The organism is Sphingopyxis sp. DBS4, assembly GCF_024628865.1.
Lineage (GTDB): Bacteria > Pseudomonadota > Alphaproteobacteria > Sphingomonadales > Sphingomonadaceae > Sphingopyxis.
This window is the reverse complement of sequence record NZ_CP102384.1, coordinates 1,801,934-1,825,741: the sequence shown is the minus strand read 5'-3', so window position 1 is coordinate 1,825,741 and position 23,808 is coordinate 1,801,934. Positions and strand designations below refer to the sequence as shown.

The 23,808-nt window shown below is 66.3% G+C and carries 24 protein-coding genes; 8 read left to right on the top strand and 16 right to left on the bottom strand.

Translation table 11 applies throughout. From position 1 onward, the window contains the following. Positions 1–60 precede the first annotated feature (60 nt). Positions 61–717: a DUF4328 domain-containing protein gene (locus tag NP825_RS08555; RefSeq protein WP_257550385.1), complete on the bottom strand. Its 657-nt coding sequence runs from the start codon at positions 715–717 to the stop codon at positions 61–63. A gap of 64 nt (positions 718–781) precedes the next feature. Continuing rightward, positions 782–1,684: an SDR family oxidoreductase gene (locus NP825_RS08550; protein ID WP_257550384.1), complete on the bottom strand. Its 903-nt coding sequence runs from the start codon at positions 1,682–1,684 to the stop codon at positions 782–784. A 207-nt stretch (positions 1,685–1,891) separates the two neighbouring features. Between NP825_RS08550 and NP825_RS08545 the strand changes: the two genes are divergently transcribed. Then, positions 1,892–3,256, top strand: coding sequence for an OprO/OprP family phosphate-selective porin (locus tag NP825_RS08545; RefSeq protein ID WP_257550383.1), 1,365 nt, complete (start codon positions 1,892–1,894; stop codon positions 3,254–3,256). Between the two features lie 7 nt (positions 3,257–3,263). On the opposite strand, the gene NP825_RS08540 is transcribed toward NP825_RS08545, so the two are convergent. From NP825_RS08540 to NP825_RS08530, 3 genes are read right to left on the bottom strand one after another with little or no spacing between them, the layout of a single operon-like run. Then, positions 3,264–4,469, bottom strand: a complete 1,206-nt coding sequence (locus NP825_RS08540; RefSeq protein WP_257550381.1) for a diaminopimelate decarboxylase — start codon at positions 4,467–4,469, stop codon at positions 3,264–3,266. Positions 4,470–4,481: 12 nt separating this feature from the next. After that, positions 4,482–4,958 (bottom strand): SET domain-containing protein-lysine N-methyltransferase, encoded by a 477-nt coding sequence (locus NP825_RS08535; RefSeq protein WP_257550379.1) that lies wholly within the window; start codon positions 4,956–4,958, stop codon positions 4,482–4,484. Positions 4,959–5,005: 47 nt separating this feature from the next. Next, on the bottom strand, positions 5,006–5,434 hold the full coding sequence (locus NP825_RS08530; RefSeq protein ID WP_257550377.1) for an ATP-binding protein: 429 nt from the start codon (positions 5,432–5,434) through the stop codon (positions 5,006–5,008). 126 nt (positions 5,435–5,560) lie between these two features. Here NP825_RS08530 and NP825_RS08525 point away from each other — a divergent pair, with 126 nt between their 5' ends. Further along, entirely contained in the window at positions 5,561–5,893 is a 333-nt protein-coding gene (locus NP825_RS08525; protein WP_257550376.1) for an STAS domain-containing protein, read from the top strand. Here NP825_RS08525 and NP825_RS08520 read toward each other — a convergent pair whose 3' ends face one another. The 3 genes from NP825_RS08520 to NP825_RS08510 are packed head-to-tail and all read right to left on the bottom strand — an operon-like array spanning position 5,894 to position 10,903. Next, a complete protein-coding gene (locus NP825_RS08520; protein ID WP_257550374.1) occupies positions 5,894–7,117 on the bottom strand; it encodes a hypothetical protein in 1,224 nt (407 codons plus the stop codon). Beyond that, positions 7,108–8,499, bottom strand: coding sequence for a HAMP domain-containing protein (locus NP825_RS08515; RefSeq protein ID WP_257550372.1), 1,392 nt, complete (start codon positions 8,497–8,499; stop codon positions 7,108–7,110). The genes NP825_RS08520 and NP825_RS08515 overlap by 10 nt, the downstream gene beginning before the upstream one ends. Next, positions 8,489–10,903 (bottom strand): MFS transporter, encoded by a 2,415-nt coding sequence (locus NP825_RS08510; RefSeq protein ID WP_257550370.1) that lies wholly within the window; start codon positions 10,901–10,903, stop codon positions 8,489–8,491. The genes NP825_RS08515 and NP825_RS08510 overlap by 11 nt, the downstream gene beginning before the upstream one ends. A 53-nt stretch (positions 10,904–10,956) precedes the next feature. On the opposite strand from NP825_RS08510, the gene NP825_RS08505 reads away from it, so the two are divergent. Continuing rightward, positions 10,957–12,639, top strand: coding sequence for a PP2C family protein-serine/threonine phosphatase (locus tag NP825_RS08505; protein WP_257550368.1), 1,683 nt, complete (start codon positions 10,957–10,959; stop codon positions 12,637–12,639). Positions 12,640–12,728: 89 nt separating this feature from the next. Here the strand turns inward: NP825_RS08505 and NP825_RS08500 are convergent, their stop codons facing one another. Further along, the gene (locus NP825_RS08500) at positions 12,729–13,520 is read right to left on the bottom strand and encodes a hypothetical protein (RefSeq protein WP_257550366.1); all 792 of its coding nucleotides are present in this window, start codon (positions 13,518–13,520) and stop codon (positions 12,729–12,731) included. A gap of 180 nt (positions 13,521–13,700) precedes the next feature. Here NP825_RS08500 and NP825_RS08495 point away from each other — a divergent pair, with 180 nt between their 5' ends. Genes NP825_RS08495 through NP825_RS08480 form a run of 4 tightly spaced genes read left to right on the top strand, consistent with a single transcriptional unit; the run spans position 13,701 to position 16,721 of the window. After that, on the top strand, positions 13,701–14,354 hold the full coding sequence (locus NP825_RS08495) for a PepSY-associated TM helix domain-containing protein (RefSeq protein ID WP_257550364.1): 654 nt from the start codon (positions 13,701–13,703) through the stop codon (positions 14,352–14,354). 11 nt (positions 14,355–14,365) lie between these two features. Further along, complete coding sequence (locus NP825_RS08490) at positions 14,366–14,890, top strand: DUF2271 domain-containing protein (RefSeq protein ID WP_257550362.1); 525 nt, start codon at positions 14,366–14,368, stop codon at positions 14,888–14,890. 20 nt (positions 14,891–14,910) lie between these two features. Next, complete coding sequence (locus NP825_RS08485) at positions 14,911–15,759, top strand: DUF4198 domain-containing protein (protein WP_257550359.1); 849 nt, start codon at positions 14,911–14,913, stop codon at positions 15,757–15,759. A gap of 38 nt (positions 15,760–15,797) precedes the next feature. After that, the gene (locus NP825_RS08480; protein WP_257550357.1) at positions 15,798–16,721 is read left to right on the top strand and encodes an FAD:protein FMN transferase; all 924 of its coding nucleotides are present in this window, start codon (positions 15,798–15,800) and stop codon (positions 16,719–16,721) included. A 9-nt stretch (positions 16,722–16,730) separates the two neighbouring features. Here the strand turns inward: NP825_RS08480 and NP825_RS08475 are convergent, their stop codons facing one another. From NP825_RS08475 to NP825_RS08465, 3 genes are all read right to left on the bottom strand, one after another. Further along, positions 16,731–17,375 (bottom strand): energy transducer TonB, encoded by a 645-nt coding sequence (locus NP825_RS08475; RefSeq protein WP_257550355.1) that lies wholly within the window; start codon positions 17,373–17,375, stop codon positions 16,731–16,733. 67 nt (positions 17,376–17,442) lie between these two features. Next, the gene (locus NP825_RS08470; RefSeq protein WP_257550353.1) at positions 17,443–18,120 is read right to left on the bottom strand and encodes a Fe2+-dependent dioxygenase; all 678 of its coding nucleotides are present in this window, start codon (positions 18,118–18,120) and stop codon (positions 17,443–17,445) included. Between the two features lie 75 nt (positions 18,121–18,195). Then, complete coding sequence (locus NP825_RS08465) at positions 18,196–20,502, bottom strand: catecholate siderophore receptor Fiu (RefSeq protein ID WP_257550351.1); 2,307 nt, start codon at positions 20,500–20,502, stop codon at positions 18,196–18,198. A gap of 493 nt (positions 20,503–20,995) precedes the next feature. On the opposite strand from NP825_RS08465, the gene NP825_RS08460 reads away from it, so the two are divergent. Then, positions 20,996–21,937 (top strand): hypothetical protein, encoded by a 942-nt coding sequence (locus tag NP825_RS08460; RefSeq protein ID WP_257550341.1) that lies wholly within the window; start codon positions 20,996–20,998, stop codon positions 21,935–21,937. A gap of 17 nt (positions 21,938–21,954) precedes the next feature. Here NP825_RS08460 and NP825_RS08455 read toward each other — a convergent pair whose 3' ends face one another. The 4 genes from NP825_RS08455 to NP825_RS08440 are packed head-to-tail and all read right to left on the bottom strand — an operon-like array spanning position 21,955 to position 23,749. After that, entirely contained in the window at positions 21,955–22,443 is a 489-nt protein-coding gene (locus tag NP825_RS08455) for a hypothetical protein (RefSeq protein WP_257550339.1), read from the bottom strand. A 20-nt stretch (positions 22,444–22,463) separates the two neighbouring features. Beyond that, the gene (locus NP825_RS08450; protein WP_257550337.1) at positions 22,464–22,799 is read right to left on the bottom strand and encodes a hypothetical protein; all 336 of its coding nucleotides are present in this window, start codon (positions 22,797–22,799) and stop codon (positions 22,464–22,466) included. Positions 22,800–22,809: 10 nt separating this feature from the next. Further along, positions 22,810–23,283, bottom strand: coding sequence for a hypothetical protein (locus NP825_RS08445; protein ID WP_257550335.1), 474 nt, complete (start codon positions 23,281–23,283; stop codon positions 22,810–22,812). A gap of 7 nt (positions 23,284–23,290) precedes the next feature. After that, positions 23,291–23,749, bottom strand: coding sequence for a hypothetical protein (locus NP825_RS08440; protein WP_257550333.1), 459 nt, complete (start codon positions 23,747–23,749; stop codon positions 23,291–23,293). Between the last annotated feature and the right edge of the window lie 59 nt (positions 23,750–23,808).

Here is a 23,808-nt window from a genome sequence, read left to right as displayed (position 1 = left end):
CGATCCCCTTGCCCCAAGCGGCTTTTTAGCAAAACTGTATTAGTGTTGCAATACGATATGTCACGCAAAAATATGGGCGGCGTTGAGCTGCGCGCGCTGCGCTTCGGTGATCCGGTCCACCAGCCGGTAGGCGGCGGGGTAGAGCACCAGGCTGACCGCCGATGCGACGAGGCCCACCTGTTGTCCCATGAGGAGGGATTCCGCCGAAGACGGGTTGAAGGTCATGCGGAAGGATATGTTGGAGGCGATGTTGGAGACTATCCAGCAACCCCACCATAATGCGAGCAGGCCCTCTGCGTAATCCAGCCGTTCGCCTTGTTCGCCATGGCTCGCGTTCCAGATCTGGCGCATCGCCGAAAAGGGTTTGAACAGGTTGGCGAAGGGAATGAAATACCAGCCCACCGCCCATCCGGGCGTGTAGGCGAAGCCAGCGACGTTGGCGGCGACGACATTGGCGGCCGCGCGATATATCCACATGGAGAAAAAGACGATCGTGACAAGCGTGAGCACGCCGTCGGCCATCCCGACGATGGCGTAGAGCCCCGATGCTCCGGTCAGTTCGACGCTTTCATCGAGCGAAACATATCCCAGAAGCTCGGCGATCTGCCCCATGAGGACCGCGGCAATCACGACGAATCCCCCGGCCAGCAGAAATTTGACGATCTTCGCGCGCCGCTGAAGCAGATCGATGCCGTCGGCAAGGCTCATTTCGGCCATATTGTCCCCCCGCTTCCGGGGGGCGCCGCCCCGGCGCCCCCTTCGGAAGGATGGGGTATCAGGCTCAGCCCAGGGCTTGCAATGCCTTCATCACCGCCATCGACTGCTCGGCGCCCGATTGCGGAACAGTCTCGCCATTTCGGTCGATGATCTTGTCCCATGCGGCGGCGACGCCTTCGGGGGTACGCTCGCCCTCGGGCAGCGCGACGCCGGGGGTCATGGTGACATAGGCGGCGTGGAAGGCGCCGGCGCCGGCGCCGACGATCATGTTCGTCGGCGCGTCCTCGCTGACCAGATAGAGCGCGGCGGGGACGACATTCTCCGGCGTGAACTTCTCGAACAGTTCGGGCGGGAAGATGTCTTCGGTCATGCGCGTGCCCGCGACCGGCGCGATCGTGTTGCAGCGGATGTTGTATTTCGCGCCTTCGAGATGGAGCGTCTTGGTGAGGCCGGCGAGGCCCAGCTTCGCCGCCCCGTAATTGGCCTGGCCGAAATTGCCGTAGAGGCCGGTCGACGAGGCGGTCATCAGGATGCGGCCATAGGCCTGCTCGCGCATGATGTCCCACGCTGCTTTGGTGACGTTGGCGCTGCCGAGCAGGTGGACCTGGACGACGAGGTCGAAGTCGGCGGGCTCCATCTTCGCGAAGCTCTTGTCGCGCAGGATGCCGGCGTTGTTGATCAAAATGTCGACGCTGCCCCACTCGGCCTTCGCCTTGGCGACCATTTCGGCCATATGGTCATATTCGGTGACGCTGCCGCCGTTCGACATGGCGATGCCGCCCGCGGCGCGGATTTCCTCGACGACCTGGAGCGCGGCGTCCGAATGGCCGGTGCCGTCGCGCGCGCCGCCGAGGTCGTTGACCACGACCTTCGCGCCGCGGCGCGCCAGTTCGAGCGCATAGGCGCGGCCGAGCCCGCCGCCCGCGCCGGTCACGATGGCAACACGTCCGTCAAATTTGATCGTCATGATGATCTCCTGAAAGGGGCGCCGAAAGGTTGCCCGCAAAAACTGGCCAGAAAGCTGGCACGTCCTTAGCCGTTCGTCGCGGGCAGGCAAGGGGCGAATGAAAAGCTATTCGGTAACCGAAATGTCATCGAAATGACGTGCAACTGTCATGCAGCGGTCATAGGAGCGCCGCGAGATTGTCACCTATCACAGCGGAGCAATTCCCCGATGCGCCACCTTCTGACCGCCTCTTTTCTGGCGACGACGATGTTCATCCTGCCGCAGGCGGCGCATGCGCAGGCGATGACCGCCGAGGAAGCCGCCGACCTGCGTGCGCAGATCGAAGCGCTGAAGGCGCAGGTGCAGACGCTCGAGTCGCGGCTCGACGCTGCGACCGGGCAACCGGCACCCGCGCCCGTGACGACACCAGCGCCTGCCGTGCCGGCGGTGACCGCGAGGCCCGCGACCGAAATCGTCTGGAAAGGGGCGCCCGAGATCAGGACCGCCGATGGCTGGAGCTTCAAGCCGCGCGGGCGGATGCAGGTCGATGTCGCGAGCATCGATGCACCGGCGGGCGTGACCGGCGCGCGCGGCGGCGTCGGCACCGAGTTCCGCCGCATCTATCTGGGGTTCGACGGCAAGATTCCGGGCGGGTTCGCCTATCGTGCCGAGGCCGACATCGCGAACAGCGGCGTCGAACTGGCCGATGTCTATCTGACCTATGGCCCCGGTCCCTTTTCGGTGACCGCGGGTCAGATCAAGCCCTTCTGGTCGCTCGACGAACTGACGAGCGATCTGTTCAACAGCTTTACCGAGCGCGCCGCCTTTACCCAGGCGTTCAATTTCAAGCGCCGCGTCGGCCTGTCGGGGCAGTATAAGGGCAAGGCCTTGCTGCTTCAGGGCGGGATATTCGGTGACAATGCCAACGACCTGCTCAGCGATACCAACAACAGCTTCAGCCTCGACGGCCGCGCGGTGTGGATGCCCAAATTCGGCGACACGCAGCTCCACCTCGCCGGATCGGCGCATTGGCGCAAGCTCAACGACGGGCCGAACGGGGTGCGTTATGCGCCGCGTCCGTTCGTCCATACGACCGATGCCCGCCTCGTCGATACCGGCGTCTTTGCCGTGTCGCGCGAACGCGGGCTCGGATTGGAGGCTGCGCTGATCAACGGGCCCTTCCACGTCGCGAGCGAAGCCTATTGGCAAAAGGCAAGCCGTCCCGGCTTTGCAAACCCGACCTTCTTTGGCGGCTATGCCGAGGTCGGCTATGTCCTGACACGCGGCGATGCGCGCGGCTACAAGGACGGCGCCTTCGACCGACTGTCGCCGAAGCGCCCGATCACCGAGGGTGGCCCCGGCGCGATCGAGATCAACGCACGTTACGACCATCTCGACCTCAACGACGCGGGGATCGTCGGCGGGCGCCAGCGCACGCTGGGCGTCTCGCTGGTATGGGCGCCGATTTCCTATGTCCGCCTGACGGCCAATTACGGGCATCTGATGTTCGACAATGCCGCGACCGGTACGGTGACGGGCGACCGCGACTATTCGGCCGACGCCTTCGGCCTGCGCACCCAGTTCGATTTCTGATCTTCTCTCAGTCGAGCAGAATTTCGCGAAAGACGCCGCGCATACAATGATCCGAACTCATCGCGGCGCCATAGCCGCCGGCATTGAGCAGGGCGATGACGTCGCCCTCTTCGAGCGGGGGTAGCAGCGCGTCCTCGGCCCAGAGGTCAAGCGCCTCGTTGATGTTGCCGGCCACGGTGCAGCGCTCGAACGACACGGGGTCTAAGGCGCGCGGAACGCAGGCCACGGGCTCGCACGGGAGGTCATAGAAGGCCGGTTCGGGGTGCAGGTTGAAACCGCCGTCGACGCTGACGAACAGCGTGTCCCGCTTGCGCTCGACATTGGTGACGCCGAGCAGGAGCATTCCGGCGTCCTTGACCAGATAATCGCCGGGCTCGACCGCGATCTCGACCGCGCGACCGGCGAAATGGCGCCGCAGCAGCGCCGCCCATTTCGCAAGATCGAGCGGCTTGTCCGATGCGCGGTGCGGCACGCCCAGGCCGCCGCCGATATTGACGACGCGCACGTCGGGGAGGTCGGCGAGGAAAGCGAGGCCCGCTTCCAGCGCCGCTTCCCACTCGGCGAGCTGTTCGTCGAGATAGCCGCAGCCGACATGGAAATGCAGGCTGGTGACGCGAAGATCGTGCGCTCGCGCGGCGGCCAGCGCCTCCGCCCATTGTTCGCGGTAGATCCCGAACTTGGTCGTCCGCGCCCCGGCATAGGTCAGGCGCTCGCTGTCGCCATAGCCGACTCCGCGCGCCGGATTGACGCGAAGGCCGATCGCGCGGCCGGGCTCGCGTTCGCCGATCCGGCGAATCATGCCGATCGAATCGCAATTGATGACGAGGTCGTCGTGGGCGAGGAGCGTATCGAGATCGCGGCGTGCGACGCCGGTGCCGGTGAAGCTGATCCGGTCGGCGGTGAAGCCGCAGGCCAGCGCGCGCTCCAGTTCGCGTGGCGAACAGATATCGATGCCGCACGCGCCGGTTGCGGCCAGCATTGCGAGGAGGGGCGGGTGGCGGTTGGCCTTCATTGCATAATAGAGGCGGTGCGGGCGGCCGGTTTCGGCGAGCGCGGCGTGCAGGCGCGCCAGATTGGAGCGGATACGCGCGGCGGAATAGAGATAGAGCGGGCCTTCCGCGGCCGCGGCGAGCGTCGCGACGTCGCGGCCGGCGAAGATCAGCCGGTCGGCATCATGGCGAAGGTCGTCGCGTTGCCACCAAGGGGCCGTCATCGCTTGACCTCGTCAGACGGGAGCGACGGCGCCGCGCAGTCCCGCCAGATAGCGAACGCCCGCCGCACTGATCGGCTCGTCACGCCCGGTGATCCAGCGCCGGCAATCGGGCGCGCCGCAGGCGCAGGCGAATTGCGCATAGAGCCGGTCCTCGGTCGCCGCATAGTCGATCGACAACAGTTCGCCCGCCGCGATCATGCGCAGCGCCACCAGCTCGAAGCGCGCCATGTCGAGGCGGCAGTTGGGGTCGCAGGCGTGCGACAGATAGCCGATATGCCGCGTCCCCGCGATGTGCGACCCCGGTCGCACCTGCAGGCTGTGCTGCGAAACGCGCGGGCCGATGTCGCCCTCGAAGCGTTCGATGACGCTTCCCGGTGCGCAGGCGCCGAGCGCCCGGACGCAAAGTCCCAGCGCCGCGTCGCGGCAGACCGCGAGCAAAGGCGCGGGCGCCGCCGGATCGGGCACGAATTTGCGCGACGATGTGAACATGCAGCTTCCCCCTTGGCGCCGTGCCCCCACAGGCGGCGCCGCGGTCCCTAGTCCGAATCCTTTAGCGCGAACATCTTATGGAATCGTAGACGGTTCTGTCCGTGATCGCGATCATAGCGGATTTCGTCCATCGTTTCGCGGACGATATGAAGGCCGAGCCCGCCGATCGGCCGATCTTCGAGCGACAGCCCGGTGTCGGGCGGCGGGGCGGCGAGCGGATCGAAGGCGATGCCGTCGTCGACGATCTCGCCCGCGATCCGCCCCTCCGCGATGCGCAGGCCGACCGCGACGGTCGGCTCGCCCTCGCGGACGCCATGGGCGAAGATATTGCTGACGATCTCGTCCAGCGCGATCAGGACCCGGGCGGCGGTCCGATCGGGAATGGCATTGTCCGCGAGAAAGGCCTCCGCGCCGTCCATCATCGCCTGCAAGCCGGCATTGCCATCGGACAAGGTGCAGTTGAATTCGGTCGCCACGATGCCGATCGTTCCAGAATGCGGGGCTTGCGCCCGCGGGACGTCAGCTTAATCGAGTGGAAAAATTTCACAATCGCTACATAAGGGTGCGCGGCGGCGCGCGCCGCAGGGCAATGGGACGGAACGATGGATATCAGCGAACAGCAACTCGACGGTGCCTGGCTCGTCGCGGCATCGGGCCGAATCGACAGCAACAGCGCGCCGGAACTCGAGGCGGTGCTGCCCGATCGCGTTCAGCAGCATGCGGCGACGATCATGGATCTGGCCGGGGTCGCCTATGTCAGTTCGGCCGGGCTGCGCGTCTTTTTGAAGGGCATGAAAGCGGCGAAGGCGGGCGGCCACCGGCTGGTGCTGACCGGCCTGTCGCCGGCGGTTCACGAGGTTTTCGACATCAGCGGTTTCACGCCGATCTTTGCCATCGAGGCCGATGTCGATGCGGGGCTTGCCGCGCTCCGTTGATCAGGCTGGACTGACGACGGCGAGGACGCCGTCCAATTTGAGCAAAGCGTCGATCCGCTCGACCGTTGTTGCGGGCGGCGCGTCGGGGGCCATACGGGCATAGGATTCCGCGGCAGTTGCCTCATCGATGATCGCCAGCAGGCAGGGGGCGGTCGGCGGATTGCGCTCGCTCCACGCCAGATGATGAAGCCGCAGCGCGGCGAAAGCCTCGCGCACGGCGGCCAGCGCTTCGTCGGGAGTCCCTTCATGCCAATGCCGTTTCAGAAAATCGCGCGCGGCGACCGCGCGCGCCAATGCTTCGCGCGCGTCGTCGCCGTTGCATTCGCCGACGATCAGCGCAGCCCGATCCTCGTTTGTGCAGAGCGCGAAAAAGCAGCCGGGCGCCGCGTCGCCGCATAGCCGGGCTGCGATCCCTCCGCCCGCAACCGTCGTATCGAGCGATGGAAAGGCCGCAGCGCGCCAGGTGGCAAAGGCCGCGATGTCGGTCCGGTCGCGATCCTCGCGCGTTCGCCGCGCGTCGATTGCCGAAAGCGTGGCGCGCCGATTGGCGTCGAGCAGGCGGAGCGCAGCGGCGAGATCGGAGGCTTCGATAATGGTCAGCGCGCTCGTATCGGGCGTAGGACCTCCCGTGTCGAGCGCGGTCATCAACTGCCGGCTTACCGCCAGTTCGCGCTGGATTCGTCGCGCGACATGCCAGCCGGCGGTCAGGCCGAGGACTCCCGCCGCCGCGACCCCGGCGACGATCCAGCGCAACAGATCGTCCAGCCGCGCGAACAGCGGTTCGGCATCGATACGAGCGGCCACGAAGCCGCCGCCCGCGACACGCGCACGCGCGACGACATGGCGGTTTCCGTCGGCGTTCGTCATCGCACCGACCTCGGCCGCGCCGCGCGGTGCGGCTAGGGATGGAGTCCACCGCCGATGCGCGGTCACGAGCGCGGTGGCCCGGCCGGCGGCGTCCACCAGATACAGGCCTTCGAGACCTTCGACGTGCCGCGCTGCCGACACCAGCGCCGCACGGCGCGGTGCGCTGCCGACCGATTCTGCCGGATCGTCCATCGCCGAGAGGAATTCGGCGGTGGTAATCGCCACCGCAAGCGCGCGCTCGTCGAGGCCGCGTCGCATCTCGGCCTTCGTCTGAAAATAGAGGAGGGCGCCGTTCACTGCCGCAAGCAGCAGCAGCAGCGGGATCGCCGCGGCAAGGATGATCGACCTTATCCGCATGACGGCAGCGCCTCCATGTCGAGCAGGCCGACGATGAACTCCGGGCATTCGCGTGCGATGGTGAACAGGTGCGCGCGCGCGAGGCAAAGCGATTGCATCCCTTCGGCGCCCGCGCGGTAATCCTGTGCGGCGGGAAGCGAAAAGAGCAGCGATGGAACATCGAAGATCGACGGAGCGCGCAATTCGCCCGCCATCCCCCAGCCTGCGATGACGATGTACAGCATCTGCGCGGGCTGGCCGCGCTCGATCAGCAGCGCGCCCGGCTGCGACAATCGCGCGCGGACGTGCTGCGCGACGAGCAGAAGCTCGCGGGCTGACAGTCTGTCGAACGGCGCGATCGAGGCCAGCGCTGTCATATGATCGATGACCTCGGCCGGGATGGCCGCGTGCTCCCGTTCGGGATCGACCGGGCCGGTGCGCGGCGCGCGGGCTTCGGACGCACGGTCGTGCGGGCCGTTCACCGGCATGACCGGCGCTCCGCCTTCGCCGCCGAACAGCCATGCTTCGCTCGCCGCCAGCCGATGCCGCGCGGCGCGCGTGGCGGCGCTTTCGAGATCGGCGGTCGCGTGGGCGCTCAGTGCCGCGAGCGAAGCGGTGAGATCGCGCGCCTCGCGCGGGGCGTGCCCATCGGCGGGTGGGCGATGATCGCCGGCGGCGATGCGTAGCGCTTCCTGCGTCAGCCGCTCGATCGGCCGCGCGACGCGCCGCACGATCTGCAAGGTGACCAGCAGGCAGGCGAGAAGCGAGGCGATGCCGATCATTGCGCTCAGGAACAGGGCGTTCTGGGTCGCGACGCGAATGACCGACACATTGACGTCTGCGCCGGCCGTGCCGCTGATCACTCCGTCGGCGCCATAGACCGGTGCCGCCGCGGTTTTCAGCAGCCCCCATTTTTCCTGATATTCGACCGGCGAGACATAAATATCCCGCCGACGCTGCACGTCGCGGAGCCCGGCCATCGTCTCTTCGGGCAGGGTGTCGGGCGATCCGATCGCCGTATGCTCCTCACCCTCGGTGCCGTCGAGGATGTAGCGCACTTCGGCCCGGCCGCTCGTCACCTGCGTATAGATATAGGTGAGCCCCAGCCGCTCGCGAATCCGGCGCATCGGCTCGACATTGCGGCGGTAGCGGATGTCATGCTCGATCGCCGCCGGGTCGCGCCTGGTCTTTGCTGCGTCGATCAGCCAGTCGTGATCGGCCGGATCGATCAGCGCGCCGGTCAGCGCGCTCGTCGCGATCAGCCGGTCGTCGAACTGGCGCAGGATCGTGGCGTTGATCCGGTTGTAGACGAAAATCGCCCCCAGCAGCGCCGCGAGCGCGACCACCGGCAGGAATATTCGCAGCAGCAGCGTCTGGATGCCGATTTTCCGGTTACGCCGCATGGTTGCGCCCGTCCTGCACGCGCAGCATCACCAGCGCGAGGTCGGGGTGCCGCGCGGCGACCCGCCCGATATCGTCGTGTGCGATCCAGAAGCGGTCGCCGCTGGCGGTGACGCCGCTCCAGGCATCGACAAGAGGCTCGGTCCGCGCTGCCTCGGCAAGGCTGGCGAGTGCTTCGAGCGTCGCGGCGGCGAAATTCGGGGTTCGGCGCAGCGCGTCGATCAGGTCGACGCGGCCCGGACCGGCCGCACGCCGCAGGCCGAGCAGCGCGAGCAACTGGAGGCGCAGCGGGGTCGGCATTCCCGCGCGGATCAGAGGCGCGGTCCGGCGAGCAAATTCGCCTTGCGAAAGGCGCCGGTGGAGCAGCGCCAGCGCAACGGCCACCTCGACCGGTGCGCCGCTGACGAGAGCGGTCTCGGCGAGTGCGACGACCTCGTCACCGGATGGCGGCGCGGCGGCATCCGGTTCGGGCGGTCGCAGCACCGCTTCGACGTGACGGAACAGCGCATGGCCGATGCCCGTCTCGACCGCCTCCATGGCGTTGGCGCGCACCTTGGCATTGGCGGAATGGAGCGACACGATCAGCAGGTCGAAATCGGGCAGCAGGCCGCGCAGCGCCAGCAGTTCGAGCAGGAAATCGATCGCGGCGCTCGCGCGCTCGCGCTGCGCGCGGGCGAGCAGGCCGGTAAGGCCCGAGCCATCGTCGGCCGCGTCGAGCCGCCGGGCACTGTCGATCGCCTGCTGCGCGGCGCCGAGTTCGGCGGCGACGATCATATCCGATTGCGCCGCGAACTGCGCTTGCGACAGGTTCGCGAGCGCGCGCGCCGCCACCGCGCGTTCGCCCTGCGGTCGGCGCGTATCGCGCAGCGCGGCGACCAGATGCGGAATGGCGGTTTCGCCAAAATCGGCGATCATCGCCGCGCTCTGGCGGCGCTCGCGGGGGCTTTGCCGGGGGGCCTCCGCGAGGAGATCGGCGATGGCGTCCGGATCGGCGAGGTGGGGCTGGTCCGTTTCGCCGTGCAAGCTGACTGCCAGGGCGTGGAGCGGCGTGCCGGGCGACGCCGACAGATCGCGCAGCCGCGCCTCGGCCTCGGGCGTCAGCGTGGGAGCGGGCGCGCCGAAATTGAGCCAGCCCTGCCGCATGTTGCCCGCCATCGCGGCCGGATAGAGCTGGCGCAGCAGAACGACGACCGCGATCAGCAGCGCGCCCAATATCACTCCGATTCCCGAAAGCTCGCGCAGATCCAGATATTTGGCGGCATAGAGCAGGAAGCCGCCCGCAATCAGACTGGCGAGCGGTTCGCACATTCCCTCGATCACGGTGCGGAGCGGGCGCTTGATCGCCGAGGGCACCGCGTTGAACAGCAGATTCTGATTGTTGTATTCGATCGAGGTCAGCACGCCGTGATAGGCGAAAAAGGCGGCGATCGCGGCGGCATAGCCGCTGCTGAGAAAGAAGAATCCGAACACCGCGAAATAGGTGAGGGGCAGGATGAAGGCGACGTTGCGGACGCCGAGGCGCATCACCAGCCGGTTGAAGACGAACAGGCAGACAAAGAGGTTGAAGATGTTCGACGCCGCATAGAGCGCGCCGAACAGCGCCGCGAGCTGGGCCTCGCTGCGCCCCTGCTGCAGCACCGCCGCATATTGATATTCGGCAAGATTGGTCATCAACAGCGTGACGAACAGGGTTGCCGTCAGGGCAAGCGTATAGCGCGAGGAACGAAAGCTGTTCGCCATCATCGCGACCTGCGCGGCTACCCCCGCCGGTTGCCCGCTTTCCTCGGCGTCGCTTTCGCTGAGCTGCGGCCAGCGGCGGCCGAGCGACCAGGCCAGCGGCATCGTCGCGAGGGCAATGCCGGCCCAGAGCAGGAGGAAACCCAGTAAGGGGACGACGGCGGCAAGCATATTGACGATCAGGGCCCCGGCCGCAGTCCCCAGCGCGCAAAAGGCGGCGAACAGCGGGAACAGCCGTTTTGCGTCCTGAATGTCGAAATAGGCGTCGGTGAAGTTCCAGAACAGGCTGTAGAGCGCGATATACCACATCGCGAGATAGAGCTTCAGTACGTAATAGAGCGGCGCGCTGTCGCCCGCGCGGCCGAGCAGCGCCCACAGGATCACACCGCCCGCGACGAGCATCGCCAGGGTCGCCATCACCATATGGTTCAGCGAAAAGCGGACCATCAGGACCGAAAACAGGCCGGTGTAGACCAGCATCACCGCCGGGGTGAGCATGAAGATCACCGGCAGCGCGTCGGCGCCGACATGGCTGAAGAAGGCGGCGTCGCCCGCGCTGAAACCGATCCCGAGCCCCATTTGCAGCAGAAAGCCGAACAGCGCGAACTGCGCGAGTTTCGGGGCTTCGCCCGGCTCGACGCGCAGCAGACGGTTTAGCCTGTCGATCAAGATGTTTCGTCCCTCCGCCCCGCGATGCCGCATCGCATAGCAACAAAATATTGATGAAGTCAGCCGCACGGTTGTCAGCACGGACAAAAGCGGCGATGGTGACGGCAGGGGCGATGACGGGACGCAAGCGAAAATTCGGGCTCAAGCCCCAGCTGCTTTTGCTGCTGTTCGCGCTCAACCTGATCGCGGCGACGGCCTATTCGGTCGTGCTCTACACGATCGATCGCGCCGAGATACTCGCCGGAATCGACCGGCAACTCGTCACCGCGGCCAATGCGGTGCAGGAAATCGTGCCGCGCGGCTATCACGACGGAATCAGCGACGCGAGGTCGGTCTCGGCCGAGCAATTCGATGTCGTGCAGGACCGGCTGTCGCATTTCGCGAACGAGTCGGGGCTGGTCTACGCCTATACCTATATGCAGTTCGGACCGCAGATACGTACCGTCGCGACCAGCGCGACGATTGCCGAAATGCAATCGGGGACAGAGACGCGCTTCTTCGCGCTCTATGATACGGCGCCTGCCCGCTTGCGCGAGAGCTTTCGCGATGGACGGGTGCGGTTCGACGAATATAGCGACAGCTTCGGCCGCTTCCGCTCGATCTACAAACCGATGCGGATGCGCGACGGGCGCACCTACGTCATCGGGGCCGACATCGACCTGCACCAACTCGACGCGAGCCTCCGCAAGGCGCTGATCCAGTCGATCGCGGTCGGGGTCGTCATGTTCGCGCTTTCGCTCGCCGTCGGCTGGCTGCTGATCGGGCGGATCGTGCGGCCGCTGGCGCAGCTTACCGCCTTCACCCGCGGGATGGAGGAACGCAGCTTCGAGCCCGACGAGCGCGAACTGCTCGCGATACAGGAACTCGGCGGCGCGCGGCGCGACGAGGTCGGCAGCCTCGCCGAGGCGATGTCGGGAATGATCGCGCGGCTGCAGCGCTATCTGATCGAGGTCGAGACCGCGACCGCGGCGCGCGAACGCGTCGAGGGCGAGTTGACCGCGGCGCGCGACATTCAGGTCGGGATGCTGCCGCGCAAATTCCCGCCCTTTCCGGGGCGCACCGACCTCGACGTCTTTGCGATGCTCGAACCGGCGAAGCAGGTCGGCGGCGACCTTTACGATTATTTCCTGATCGACCGGAACCGGCTGTTCTTCGTCGTCGGCGACGTCGCGGGCAAGGGGGTGCCGGCGGCGCTGTTCATGGCGATGACCACGACGCTGTTCAAGGCGCAGGCGTTGTCCGCGACCTCGACGGCAGAGATCATGACGCGCGTCAACGCCGAACTCGCGCGCGACAATGTGGCGGAGATGTTCGTCACCGCGCTCGCCGGCATATTGGACCTGCGCGACGGCAGCGTCGTCTATAGCGACGCCGGCCACGAAGCGCCCTTCATCGTGCGCGCGGACGGCCGCGTCGAGCGGCTGGAGAAGCAGCAGGGCATGGCGATGGGCATCTTCGACGATGTCCAATATCGCTCGGACCGCTTCACGCTGGAGCCCGGCGACGCGGTGGTCCTGTTCACCGATGGCGTGTCGGAGGCTACGGGGCCGGACGAGGAACTCTATACCGCCGCGCGTATTCGGGCGGCGCTGGAGCGCAGCCGCGAGAATCCATCGGCGCGCTATATCGCCGAAGGCCTCGCCGACAGCGTGCGCGCCTTCGTCGGCGAAATTCCGCAGTCCGACGATATCGCGATTCTGGTGGTCTGCTATGAAGGGCCGGCGGGGGGCGGTTAGGGCATGATCGAGTAAACCCAGAAACTCCGTGTTCTTATCTCGTCATCCCGGCCTTCGCCGGGATGACGATTCCCTCAACGTGACCAGCCCTAGCTTCCCAGCACCAGCGGCGCGCGGTCGACGCCATGCATCTTGCGCAGATAAAGCCGCATGTCGGCGATCGCGCCCCGCAATCGTTCCGGCTCACTGGGCGGCGCGTCGGCCGCCGCGGCAACGAGCGGGCATTCCTCGATTTCCCACGGCAGGAAGTCGAAGCCGGTTTCGGCGTCGCTGACCCAGACGATCGGATAGGGGCGCCCGAACATCACGCCCTTGAGTTCGTCGCGGCCGACGAGGTGGAAGGCGAGGTCGCCCGCGTTGCGGGCACCCAGCAATTGTTCGAGAAGGTCGAGCGAGACGACAAGGCTCGACGGGCGGGCGTATTTGGAAAGGCGGAACCCCAGATCGACGTCGGGGCCGATATAGTCGATATGCCGCGCCCCGTCGCCCGCCGCCAGTTCCGCGATGTCGAGCTCGATATTCTGTTCACCGAAGGCGACGAGCCAGGCGGTGCCCTTGAGCCGCAGCGGAATGCGCTCGAAATAACGGCTTTCGTAGAGTGCCATCGCACGGAGCAGCGCCCGCAGGATCGACGCCGCCTCTTCGGCGCTCTGCGGCTCGGCGGCGAAAATGACCTCGTCGCCCATCGCCTTCCAGATGTCGATCGACGGCGTGCGCTCGTCGTCGATGAATTCGAAGCCGACCTGCCCTGCGAGAATCAACGGGAAATTGCAGAAAAAGGCCTGGAACACCTCGAGCCAGCCCTGACTTCCCTGGCCCGAAAAACGGGCCTTGAACTGGGTCGAGCCGACCATGTCGATGGATAGAAAGAGGCGGATCATGTCATTCCCCGAGCGGCGACAGGCGGCAGCGCGCGTGATCTATACCCGCGCCCCGTTAACATAAGCAGACGACGGGGCCACGAAATATCGGCGGTGCCAGGGCAGGGCCGGAGCGTAATTATATTGTAATTGCGAATCGTTCTCGATAATGGCGGGCATCGTTTTCAACCAGAAGTCCCCATGCACGCACCCCCATCCTCGCGCACATCCCCGCGCCCGCCGGTCAAGAAGAGCCGCAAAGCCTTCTGGCTGAAGCAGTTGCATATGTGGCACTGGATGAGCTCGGCGATCAGCCTGATCGGCCTGCTGCTGTTCGCGATCACCGGCTTCACGCTCAATCATGCCGCCGACATCGAGGGGGCGCCCGTTGTCGTCGAAAAGACGGCGCAGATGCCGCAGGCGGTGCTGGGCCAGCTCGGCGCCGATCCGGCCGGGGGCAAGGGCGTCCTGCCGCGGCCCGTCGCGGCCTGGGTCGAGGATCATTTCCCGGTCAAGGCGAACGGCGAGGCCGAATGGTCCGCCGACGAAGTCTATCTGCCCGCGCCGCGGCCCGGCGGCGATGCCTGGGTTGCGATCGACCGCGCGAGCGGCGCGGTATCGAGCGAGGTCACCGACCGCGGCTGGATTTCCTATCTCAACGATCTCCACAAGGGCCGCAATTCGGGCGGCGAGTGGAGCCTGTTCATCGATGTTTTCGCCTTCGCCTGCCTGATCTTCGCGATCACCGGCCTGTTCCTGCTCTGGCTGCATTCGGCGAAGCGCAAGAGCACCTGGCCGCTCGTCGGCGCCGGCCTGATCCTTCCCGCGGCCATCGCGATCATCTTCATCCACTAAGGAGAGTCTTCATGCAGTCCCCTTCGCGCACGCTTCTGATCGGCGGCTCGCTGAGCGCCGTGCTGACCGCCCCGGTCCTGGCCGCGGCGCCCGCGACGATGGACGTCACCATCACCATCCCGCAGCTTAAGGTCGCCGAATATCATCGTCCTTACGTCGCGATCTGGGTCGAGAAAGCGGGCGCTCCGGCGAAAACGGTCGCGGTCTGGTACGATTATGACATGAAGAACAACGAGGGCACCAAATGGCTGCGTGACGTGCGCCAATGGTGGCGCGCCTCGGGCCGGACGATGACATTTCCCGCGAACGGTATCACCGGCGCGACGCGCGCGCCGGGCGCGCAGAAAATCTCGTTCAGCCGCGCCCAGCTCGGCGCCACGGCGCCCGGCAATTATGTGCTGGTGATCGAGGCCGCGCGCGAGGTCGGCGGACGCGAACTGCTCCGCATCCCCTTCACCTGGCCTGCCAAGGCCGGCCCGGGCGGGCGCGCCGCGGGCAAGACCGAACTCGGCGCCGTCACGGTCGCCTTCCGCTGATCCAACGAAAGGGCAGGGCAATGAAGAAGCAGATTTGGGGTTTCGCGGCGACGGTCGCGCTGGCGGCGATGGCCGCGGTTCCGGCGAGCGCGCATCGCCAGTGGATGATGCCGTCGTCGACGGTGCTGTCGGGCGATGACGTGTGGGTGACGGTCGATGCCGCGGTGTCGAACGACCTTTTCTATTTCGAGCATCAGCCGCTGCGGCTCGATGCCGTCCATGCCTGGGCGCCCGACGGCAGCGAGGTGGCGATCGAGAACCAGGCGACGGGGCGCTATCGCAGCACCTTCGACGTCCATCTGACGCAGAAGGGCACCTATCGTATCGCGTCGGTGTCGGATTCGTTGATGGGCAGCTATGAACTGAACGGCAAGACCGAGCGCTTGCCGCGCGGCACCACTGCTGCCAACCTTGCCGAGCGGCTGCCGGCGGGGGCGACCAATGTGCAGACCGCTGAAGCGAACAACCGCAACGAGATTTTCGTGACGGTCGGCGAGCCGACGACGACGGTGTTCAAGCCGGCCGGCAAGGGGATCGAGATGGTGCCGGTGACGCATCCCAACGACCTGTTCGCGGGCGAGGCGGCGACGTTCCAGTTCCTGCTCGACGGCAAGCCCGCCGCGGACCTGCCGGTCACGGTGATCCCCGGCGGTATCCGCTATCGCGACCAGCTCGGCCAGATCGACCTCAAGACCGATGCCGAGGGCAAGGTCGCGGTGACCTGGCCCGAACCCGGTATGTACTGGATGAACGTCACCACCCCGCAGACCGCGCGTGGTGAAGGTGGCGAGGGCGGCCCGCCGCCGGCATCGGCCGCGCCGCAGCGCCGCGCGGGTTATGTCACCACGCTCGAGGTGATGGCGCCCTGAGCGAACAACCCGGCGACCGCATCCTGATCCCTCGCGCGTTGACGCCCGCCGCCTTTGCGGCGCGGACCGGCGCGGGGGGCATCCAGACCCTGTCGGGCGAAGCGATGGGGACGAGCTGGTCGCTGCACGCGGTCGCCACCTTGTCCGATCTCGCGGCGGGCGTGGAAGCGGCGTTCGGCCGCGTCATCCGGCAGATGAGCCAGTGGGAGCCTGACTCCGACCTGTCGCGCTTCAACCGGGCGCCCGCGGGTGCTTGGCGGGAGATTCCGCCTGAGTTCGCGCATGTCGTCGCGGCGGCGCTGGCGATTGCGGATGCGAGCGATGGCGCCTTCGATCCCGCTCTGGGGGCGATCACCGAATGCTGGGGCTTCGGGAGCCGGGGTCCGGTGGATCGCGTCCCGCGCGATCAGCCTATCGTGGAGCGGCGCATCGAACTGGAGGAGGGCCGCATCCGGCGCAGCGAAGGCGCACAGCTCGACCTGTCGGGGATCGCCAAGGGCTATGGCGTCGATCTCGCCGCGGAATGGCTGCTCGGGCAGGGCGTGCGTCATTTTCTGCTCGAACTGGGGGGCGAATTGCGTGGGCAGGGGATACGGCCCGACGGCCAGCCGTGGTGGGTCGATGTCGAGATGCCGCCGACGACGTCGATCGCACCGTGGCGCATCGCGCTGCACGATTTGTCCGTGGCGACCTCGGGCAACTACCGGCGCGGCTTCGTGGCGGACGGGCGGCATTATTCGCACAGCTTCGATCCGATGACCGGGCGGCCGATCGTCAGCGCCGTGTCGTCGGTGACGGTGCTGCATCGAAGCTGCATGATGGCCGACGGCTGGGCGACCGCGCTGACCGTGCTGGGGCCGGAGAAGGTGATCGCGCTCGCCGATGCGCAGGGGCTCGCGGCGTCGATGGTGACGGGGAATCGCGAACATGTCTCGCGCGAATGGCGCGCGATGCTGGGCTGAGGCGCGGGCCTATCCGCGCAGGACGAACGGGATCTCGACCAGTCCCCTGACCTTCACCGCCTGACCGCTGCGCATCGTCGGCGCCCAGCGCCATTTGCGCACCGCGCGGAGTGCCGCTTCGTCGAGGCGGTCGAAGCCGCTGCTGCGCGCGACCGAAATCGCCGCGACCGAACCGTCGACATCGAGCGTCAGCGACAGCAGCACCGTCCCCTGCTCGCGATGCCGCCGGCTTTCGGTGGGATAGCGCGGCGGGGCGCCCGATACCATGCGCGTGCCGAGATCGCTCGCCTGCACCGTCGCAGGCGGCGCGGGCGGGGCCGGGGGCGCCGGCGGCGCGGGTGCCGGGACCGGCGGCGCCGGAACCGGATCGGGTGAAGTCTGGATCGGCGGCTGATCGGTCGGAATCGCAACCAGCGGGCGCGGGGCGAAGACCGGCGCCTTTTGCTGCGGTGGGACTTCCTTTGGCGGAGATGCGGGCGGCGGGGGCGGCGGTGCGATCGACAGGTTGACCACCGCCAGCTTGGCGGCCTCGGTCTGCGCGCGGTGATAGCCGGTGTGGAGCAGCACGGCGAACAGCCCCGCCGTCAGCAGGGCCGCGAGCGCGGCGGCGGGCAGATTGGGCCTCCGATCCTCGCCATAACGGCCGGTCATCATCGAGCCCGCGTTCGCAAAGCCGCTTCGAGCCGATACCGCCGCGCGCGCCCGCATCGCCGTCTCGGGCTCAGGTTTCGGACCAGCGCCGGAGGAGATTGTGATAGACGCAGGTGAGTTGGAGGACAGCATTGTCGTCGGCTCCGTCGAGCGTGAGTTTCTGGATGGCGGTGTCCATCTCGAACAGCATCCGCCGAAGGTCGTTGTCGCGCACCATGCTCTGTATCCAGAAGAAGGATGCGAGCCGCGCGCCGCGGGTCACCGGCTCGACACGGTGAAGGCTGCTTGAGGGATAAAGGATCGCGTCGCCGGCAGGCAGCGCGACGGCATGTTCGCCATAGGTGTCGCTGATGATCAGCCGGCCGCCCTCATAATCGGCGGGATCGTTGAGGAAGAGGGTGCACGACAGGTCGGAGCGCAGATGCTCGCCCGTCGCCATTTTCATCACCGCGCCATCGACGTGAAAACCATAGGCGCCGCCGCCGGCATAGCGGTTGAAGCGCGGCGGCAATATCTTGCGCGGCAGCGCGGCGGCGAAGAACAGCGGGCTACGCTTCAGCGCCGCGAGCACCGCGGCGCTGAGCTCGGCCTTGAGCGGCGAAGCGTCGGGCACCTGCTCGTTGCGTTTGACCTTCGCCCCCTGCGCGCCGACCGTCTCGCGTCCGTCGGTCCAGTCGGCGCCATCGAGACGGCGGCGGAATTCCGCCGCCTCCTCTGGCGTCAGGACATTCGGGATATGCAGCAACATGCCGGCTCAAATCCTTTTCAAACGGCGAAGGCGGGAGGCACGCCCCCCGCCCAGGCCCTGGTCCGTTCCGGCTCCCTAGAAGCGGAAATCGGCACTGAACAGGAAGGTCTGCGGCTGCCCCGGAGTATAGCGATAGCCGCTCTTGTTGATCGCCGCGACATAATCTTTGTCGAAGAGATTATAGGCGTTCAGGCGCAGTTTGACGTTGTCGTTGACCGCATAGCCGAGCAGCGCATCGACGACGGTATAGCCCTGGGTGCGGGGCGGGGTGCCCACCGCGCCGTCGGTCCCGCGCCGCATCCCGCTGGTGTAGCGGACACCGCCGGCGATCTCGAGGCCGAAGGGCGCGCGATAGCTGGTCCAGGAGGAGAAGCTGTCGTCGGGCGAATAGGTCAGGCCTTCGCTGCCGTCCGCCGCGATGCCGCTGCCGTTCGTGACCTTGGTCTTCTGATGCGCATAGCCGGCGGAGATCGACCAGGCGTCGGTGATGTTGCCGACCACCGACAGTTCGACGCCGCGCACCCGTTTCGAACCGCTCTGGATGTCGGACGGGTCGGTGGCGTTGATCTCGTTCAGCACCTTGGTCTGGAAGATCGCCGCGTTGACCGCGAGCGCGCCGTCAAGCACGTCCCACTTCACACCCGCTTCGATCGTCTTCGCCTTTTGCGGCTCAAAGTCGGGGTTGCTGGCGCTGTTGCCGGTCGCCAGCGTGAAGTTCTCACCGCCCGGGGGCTGCTGCGACAGCGCATAGTTCACATAGAGGCTCAGCGGCTCGACCGGCTTGAGCACCGCGCCCAGCTTCCAGTTGAACAGCGTGTCCTTGGCTTTCAGATCGGCGGTGGTGACGATCGAACCGACCGGGGCGGTCCCGCACGGCACGGCGCCGCGGCCGGTGCCGTTGTTGCAGATGGCGGTGTTGACATAGGTCGTCTTGAAATGATCGAGGCGGATGCCGCCGGTGATCAACAGGAGACCGTCGAAGAATTTGGCAGTGTCGAAGGCATAGAAGGCCAGCGTGTTCGTCTTGCCCCGTCCGGCGGTTCCGTTGCGCGAATGGGTATAGTCGCTCGTGTCGTTCCAGTCGGGATTGTAGAGGTTTGCTACCGGCAGCGTGCCCGTCGAGCTGTGGCCGTAGATGACCTGCTTCTCGCTGGTCAGTTCGGCGCCGATGCTCAGATTATGCTCGATCGCTCCGGTCGCGAAATCGGCGCGCAGGTTGAGCTGATCGGTCAGGATGCGGTTTCGCGCGTCGCGGATCGTGGGGTTGCCGCGGGTCAGCGTATAGGCGGACAGATCGTCGGGGTTGGCGGGATTGCCGACGATGTTGGCGCCCGTCGACATGAAGGCGGTCAGCAGATAATCCTGCTCGGTCTGGCCGACGCGCGCGACGTTCGACAGCCGGACATTGTCCGAAAAATCATGCTCGATGATCAGCGTCGCCATCTGCGCCTTCACATCGTCATGATCTTTGCGCGTGCCATAGAAATTCTTCGAATCGACGGGGTGGCCGACCAGCGATTCCAACCCGGCCTGGGGCTCCCAGCCGGGAAGGGCGATCGTCGGGACATAGCCGTCGGGGATATTGTCCTGATCGACATAGAGCAGGTTCAGATAGGCGCGGGTCGCGGTGTCGAGGCCGAGGCCGAGCGAGGCGGCGAGGCCGAGCCGCTGGTTATTGACATGGTCGCGGCCCGGAACGTCGCTGTCCTGCCACAGCATGTTGAGCCGGAGCGCGCTGTTGCTGAGGCCGCCGAGCGTCTGGTTGACATCGGCGGTGATCCGCTTCTGCCCGTCGACGCCGACCGACAGCGTGCCCGACAGCGCGCTTTCGAGCGTGGCGCGCTTGCTGACCAGATTGATCGCGCCAGTCGGCGAGGTGCGGCCGTTGTCGGTGCCCGCCGGGCCCTTTTCGACCTCGACCGCCTCGGTGTTGAAGATGTCGCGCGAGACCGATCCCAGATCGCGGATGCCATCGACGAAGATGCTGCTCGAGGTATCGAAGCCGCGCATGCGGATCGAATCGCCGCTCGTCGTATTGCCGTTCTCGCCAGCGTAGAAGGTGCCGACACCGGGGCTGTTGCGCAGCACTTCGGTCAGCGTCGTAGCGCCCTGTTCGTTGAACAACTCCTTGCTGATGACCTGAATCGTCTGCGGCGTGTCGCGCAGCGGCTGGGTGAATTTGGGCGAGGAGGGCTTGTCGACCTTATAGCCTTCGTCGCCGATGGCGGTATCGGTGACCGTCACGCCGCCGAGCACCGGCTGTTTCGCTTCCTGTCCGCCGTCCTGCGCGGTCGCGGGAGATGCGGCGAGACCGAAACAGCTCAGCGCCAGATAGGCTGGCGCCGCCGCCGACATGGTTTCGCGCAAACGCAAGAATGACATGGATTTCCCCTTTTTCGGTTCGAAGATCGTGACGGGGACGCCGCTATTGAGAGTCGTTCGCAGAGTCAATGTTTATTGATAATCATTCGCGATATTGTCGCTATTTTGTCGCAAAAGCGAAGGGCGGGCGCCGTCAGGCTCCTCCTTGCCCGGCGTTTTTGCGGAGCGTCGGCCGGGAGCATGGTCGGGTGCGGCCGAAATCCTGGCTCCTATTTCCCGTCATCCCGGCGAAAGCCGGGATCTCACCCTATCGGATTGACGCACCGGCGAAATCCCGACCTTCGTCGGGATGACGATCCATTCGGAAGATCTTTATTCGAGACGACGAGCGAGGGCGGGTCCATCGGACGGGGCAGAGAGCCGTTGAAAGGCAAGGCGCGCAGCCGCGCATATTCGTTTTCGACAAGATCGCCCTTCGTCCCCGTCCAAGACAATCGGTGCGTGACGCCGCAAAAAGATATCGCGGCGATGAAGTGGGTGTTTGATGTGGGGGATGCGCAATCCGATCCGAACGGGATTGATCTGGGTTAGTGTGCCGCTGATCGGTCTGCTGCTGACGATGGGCTTCGTCGTGCTGGGGGACCGGATGACCGCAACCTATGATGCCGCGTCGAAGATGCCTTCATCGACGACCCAGACATTGCTCGTGCTGCCCGGTGCCTTCTCGGCCGCGATATTCTTCCTCAGCCTCTTCATTGCGCCGCCCTATATTGCAAAGGCATGGCGGGCGTGGCGACATATGCGAGGCCTCGCGGAGCCGGGAAGCGCCGGCCTCGTCGCCGGCTGGACGGTGACTGCGCCCATCTGGACGCGATTCCAGCGCGATTTGCGGGACGCGCGCGACAAGGGCGACGGCCTTTCCAACATGGCGCTGTCGCTCTGCGACTTCGATGCGCCGGCAACCGGGATCGATATCCGCATCGGCGAGGAAGGGGTTCAGGTCGGCGCACGATATTTCGCCTTGCGCGGCGGCCGGTCATCCAGTCTGACCGCGGTAGCGCCGGGGGCGTTGGGGCGGGACGCCGCGCGGTCCGGCGCCGACCATCTGGCGTTCGTTTCCGCTTTCGAGGGCTCGTCCCGTTCGCTCGGCGCCTATACGGTCGAGGAGATCGGACTGATCGTCCCTGTTCCGCCACCCGCCCGCGCCGCGATGCAGCGCGTGCTCGATCATTTCACCCCGGCAGCGATCGCGGACCTGAAGGCGCGCGATGCGCGGCGCGGACGGATCGGCTGCCTTCTCAATCTGGGCTTGCTGGCCGTCAGCATCGGGATGCTGGCGATCTATGGCATCTTCGATATCCAGTCAGCCGGCTGGTATGGGCTGCTGTTGTTCGCGGTCTGGCTGGTCTGGCTGACCTTCTATCTCATGCAGGTCGTTGTCGCGCTGGTCGTCGGCCTCGGCCATATGATCCGAATGATGCGGACGCCGCGATAGAGCCGGGGCGCCGCCGACTATGCGGCGGGCTTGCGCGACAACCCCACGCGTTCGCGCGCTCGCGCTGCCGCCTGTGCCGCACCGGTCAGCGAGAAGCGGGCTTCGCCGAATTGACCCGAGCCGAGCGGAAAGGCGATGCCAAGCTCGCCATCCTCCGCCATCGCTTCCGCCAATCCACCGTCAAGGGGAAGAATGAAGGCGCGGAAGGCACCGACCGTCGCGCAGTGCATCCTGACGGCGAAGGTCGCCGTCGGCGAACCGATCAGGGCCGGATAGTCGTGCCCGTCGTCGCACGCGATTTTCGGATTGAAGAAGGCGTCGCATTTCAAGCGGTCGCACACCATGCCGAACAGCGATCCGGCCGGGGTGGCGGTGCTGGCGGTGATCGCGCCGTCCGCCGGCCCCTGGACCATCCAGTCCCCATAGGTTTCGGCCTGTTGCGCCGCCGCGCCGGGGGACAGGGTCAGCGCGGCTGCGAGCGCGGGCCCGAAAGCGGTGCGCAACATCGGGAGGCTGGTCTTTGCGATCATCGAGCTTCGATCGCGGCGACGCATTTGTCGATGTTCATCGCGCCATAGTCGAAGACATGCTGGCTGCCGTCGGCGAGCGTCACGGTCGCCCGCTTGCTGAACAATTTGCGCTGGACATCGACGGCCCGGATGTCGGTCTTCTCGATCGCCAGTTCGCCATCGGCGGCGTAATTGCCGAGCGTGCCGATGAGGCTGGCGTCGAGCTTGGCATCATAAAGGAGCCGCTGGTTGGTGACGGTCAACTTGCCGTTATATTTGCCGCCCCCGGGCGGAAGATAGAAGAGCGTCCAGGTGTCGATGATGCTCTCGCCGGGGCGAATGGTCGCAGTCATGGGAAACTCCTTATCGTATCGGATTGCCGGATAGGGGCGCGCTGTCGCCGGGCATCAGCGACCAGCGGCCGAGGATCGTTCCGATCAGCGCCGAAACGAAGAAGGTCAGCGAATGGCCGTCGTGGCTGATGAGGTGGAATAATACGCCGAGCGGCACGAGCTCTAGAATGGCGACGACGGCGACCGTCGTGCCGACCCGTTTCGCGCCGGGCAGCGTGATCCAGTCCCCTTCGGCCTGGCTGGCCTGACCGCGCCATGCCCACGGGCTGGCATGGCCCGATGCCCAGGCTCCGGCGCCGCCGAAGCTGAGCAGTCCGCAATAGATGCCGACGACCAGCCATATCGCATAGGGCAGCAGCGCGCTGAAGAAACGCGGCAGAAGGACTTCGAGAAAGACGCTGCCGATGGTGCCGACGATGGCCGCCAGCAACAGGCTGCACGTCAGCACGGCGATCGTCTTCAGCGCCGTCGCCAGCACGGCCATGGCCGGGTCAACTCTTGCCGGACAGGGCTTCGCGGCACTTGGTGTCGACCTCGTTGGTGACCCAGGTGGCGAAATCCTCGAACGGGCGCTTCTCGAACTCGGCATGCACCGCAGCGTCGGCATCGCGGATGGCCTGCGCGGCCTGTTCCGGGGTCTTGCCGATCGTGCCCGCCGCGCGTTCGGCAATCTGCGCGAAGGCGGTCGCGGCGGTGTCGCGTTGCGACGCGCGTTTCGCCAGGTCTTCGGCATCGGTTCCGCTGCTTTGCGCGGCGAGAGTGCTGTAAAGATTGGAAACCGATTTCAGCTTGGCCGAACAGTCGGCGGCCAGGGCAAAGCCCGCTTCTCCTGACAAGGCAGGCGGAAGCGATGCGTCGGCGGCATTTTGCGTTTCCTTGCCCTGATCGCCGTCCTTTTCGGCCCCCGAACAGGCAGCGAGCGTTGCGGCGGCGGCAAGCGCAAATGACATGAATAAAGGTCGCGGCATCGGACGAACTTCCTCCCCTGTTTGGCAAGCTCTGTGATGCG

Coding starts and splice junctions, on each gene's coding strand:
- NP825_RS08500 (WP_257550366.1), bottom strand. CDS start 13,520: ATGATCCGCCTCTTTCTATCCATCGACATGGTCGGCTCGACCCAGTTC.
- NP825_RS08455 (WP_257550339.1), bottom strand. CDS start 22,443: ATGTTGCGCACCGCTTTCGGGCCCGCGCTCGCAGCCGCGCTGACCCTG.
- NP825_RS08495 (WP_257550364.1), top strand. CDS start 13,701: ATGCACGCACCCCCATCCTCGCGCACATCCCCGCGCCCGCCGGTCAAG.
- NP825_RS08440 (WP_257550333.1), bottom strand. CDS start 23,749: ATGTCATTTGCGCTTGCCGCCGCCGCAACGCTCGCTGCCTGTTCGGGG.
- NP825_RS08450 (WP_257550337.1), bottom strand. CDS start 22,799: ATGACTGCGACCATTCGCCCCGGCGAGAGCATCATCGACACCTGGACG.
- NP825_RS08555 (WP_257550385.1), bottom strand. CDS start 717: ATGGCCGAAATGAGCCTTGCCGACGGCATCGATCTGCTTCAGCGGCGC.
- NP825_RS08515 (WP_257550372.1), bottom strand. CDS start 8,499: ATGCGGCGTAACCGGAAAATCGGCATCCAGACGCTGCTGCTGCGAATA.
- NP825_RS08475 (WP_257550355.1), bottom strand. CDS start 17,375: ATGATGACCGGCCGTTATGGCGAGGATCGGAGGCCCAATCTGCCCGCC.
- NP825_RS08445 (WP_257550335.1), bottom strand. CDS start 23,283: ATGGCCGTGCTGGCGACGGCGCTGAAGACGATCGCCGTGCTGACGTGC.
- NP825_RS08525 (WP_257550376.1), top strand. CDS start 5,561: ATGGATATCAGCGAACAGCAACTCGACGGTGCCTGGCTCGTCGCGGCA.
- NP825_RS08520 (WP_257550374.1), bottom strand. CDS start 7,117: ATGCGGATAAGGTCGATCATCCTTGCCGCGGCGATCCCGCTGCTGCTG.
- NP825_RS08465 (WP_257550351.1), bottom strand. CDS start 20,502: ATGTCATTCTTGCGTTTGCGCGAAACCATGTCGGCGGCGGCGCCAGCC.
- NP825_RS08470 (WP_257550353.1), bottom strand. CDS start 18,120: ATGTTGCTGCATATCCCGAATGTCCTGACGCCAGAGGAGGCGGCGGAA.
- NP825_RS08460 (WP_257550341.1), top strand. CDS start 20,996: ATGCGCAATCCGATCCGAACGGGATTGATCTGGGTTAGTGTGCCGCTG.
- NP825_RS08545 (WP_257550383.1), top strand. CDS start 1,892: ATGCGCCACCTTCTGACCGCCTCTTTTCTGGCGACGACGATGTTCATC.
- NP825_RS08485 (WP_257550359.1), top strand. CDS start 14,911: ATGAAGAAGCAGATTTGGGGTTTCGCGGCGACGGTCGCGCTGGCGGCG.
- NP825_RS08550 (WP_257550384.1), bottom strand. CDS start 1,684: ATGACGATCAAATTTGACGGACGTGTTGCCATCGTGACCGGCGCGGGC.
- NP825_RS08490 (WP_257550362.1), top strand. CDS start 14,366: ATGCAGTCCCCTTCGCGCACGCTTCTGATCGGCGGCTCGCTGAGCGCC.
- NP825_RS08540 (WP_257550381.1), bottom strand. CDS start 4,469: ATGACGGCCCCTTGGTGGCAACGCGACGACCTTCGCCATGATGCCGAC.
- NP825_RS08535 (WP_257550379.1), bottom strand. CDS start 4,958: ATGTTCACATCGTCGCGCAAATTCGTGCCCGATCCGGCGGCGCCCGCG.
- NP825_RS08505 (WP_257550368.1), top strand. CDS start 10,957: ATGAAGTCAGCCGCACGGTTGTCAGCACGGACAAAAGCGGCGATGGTG.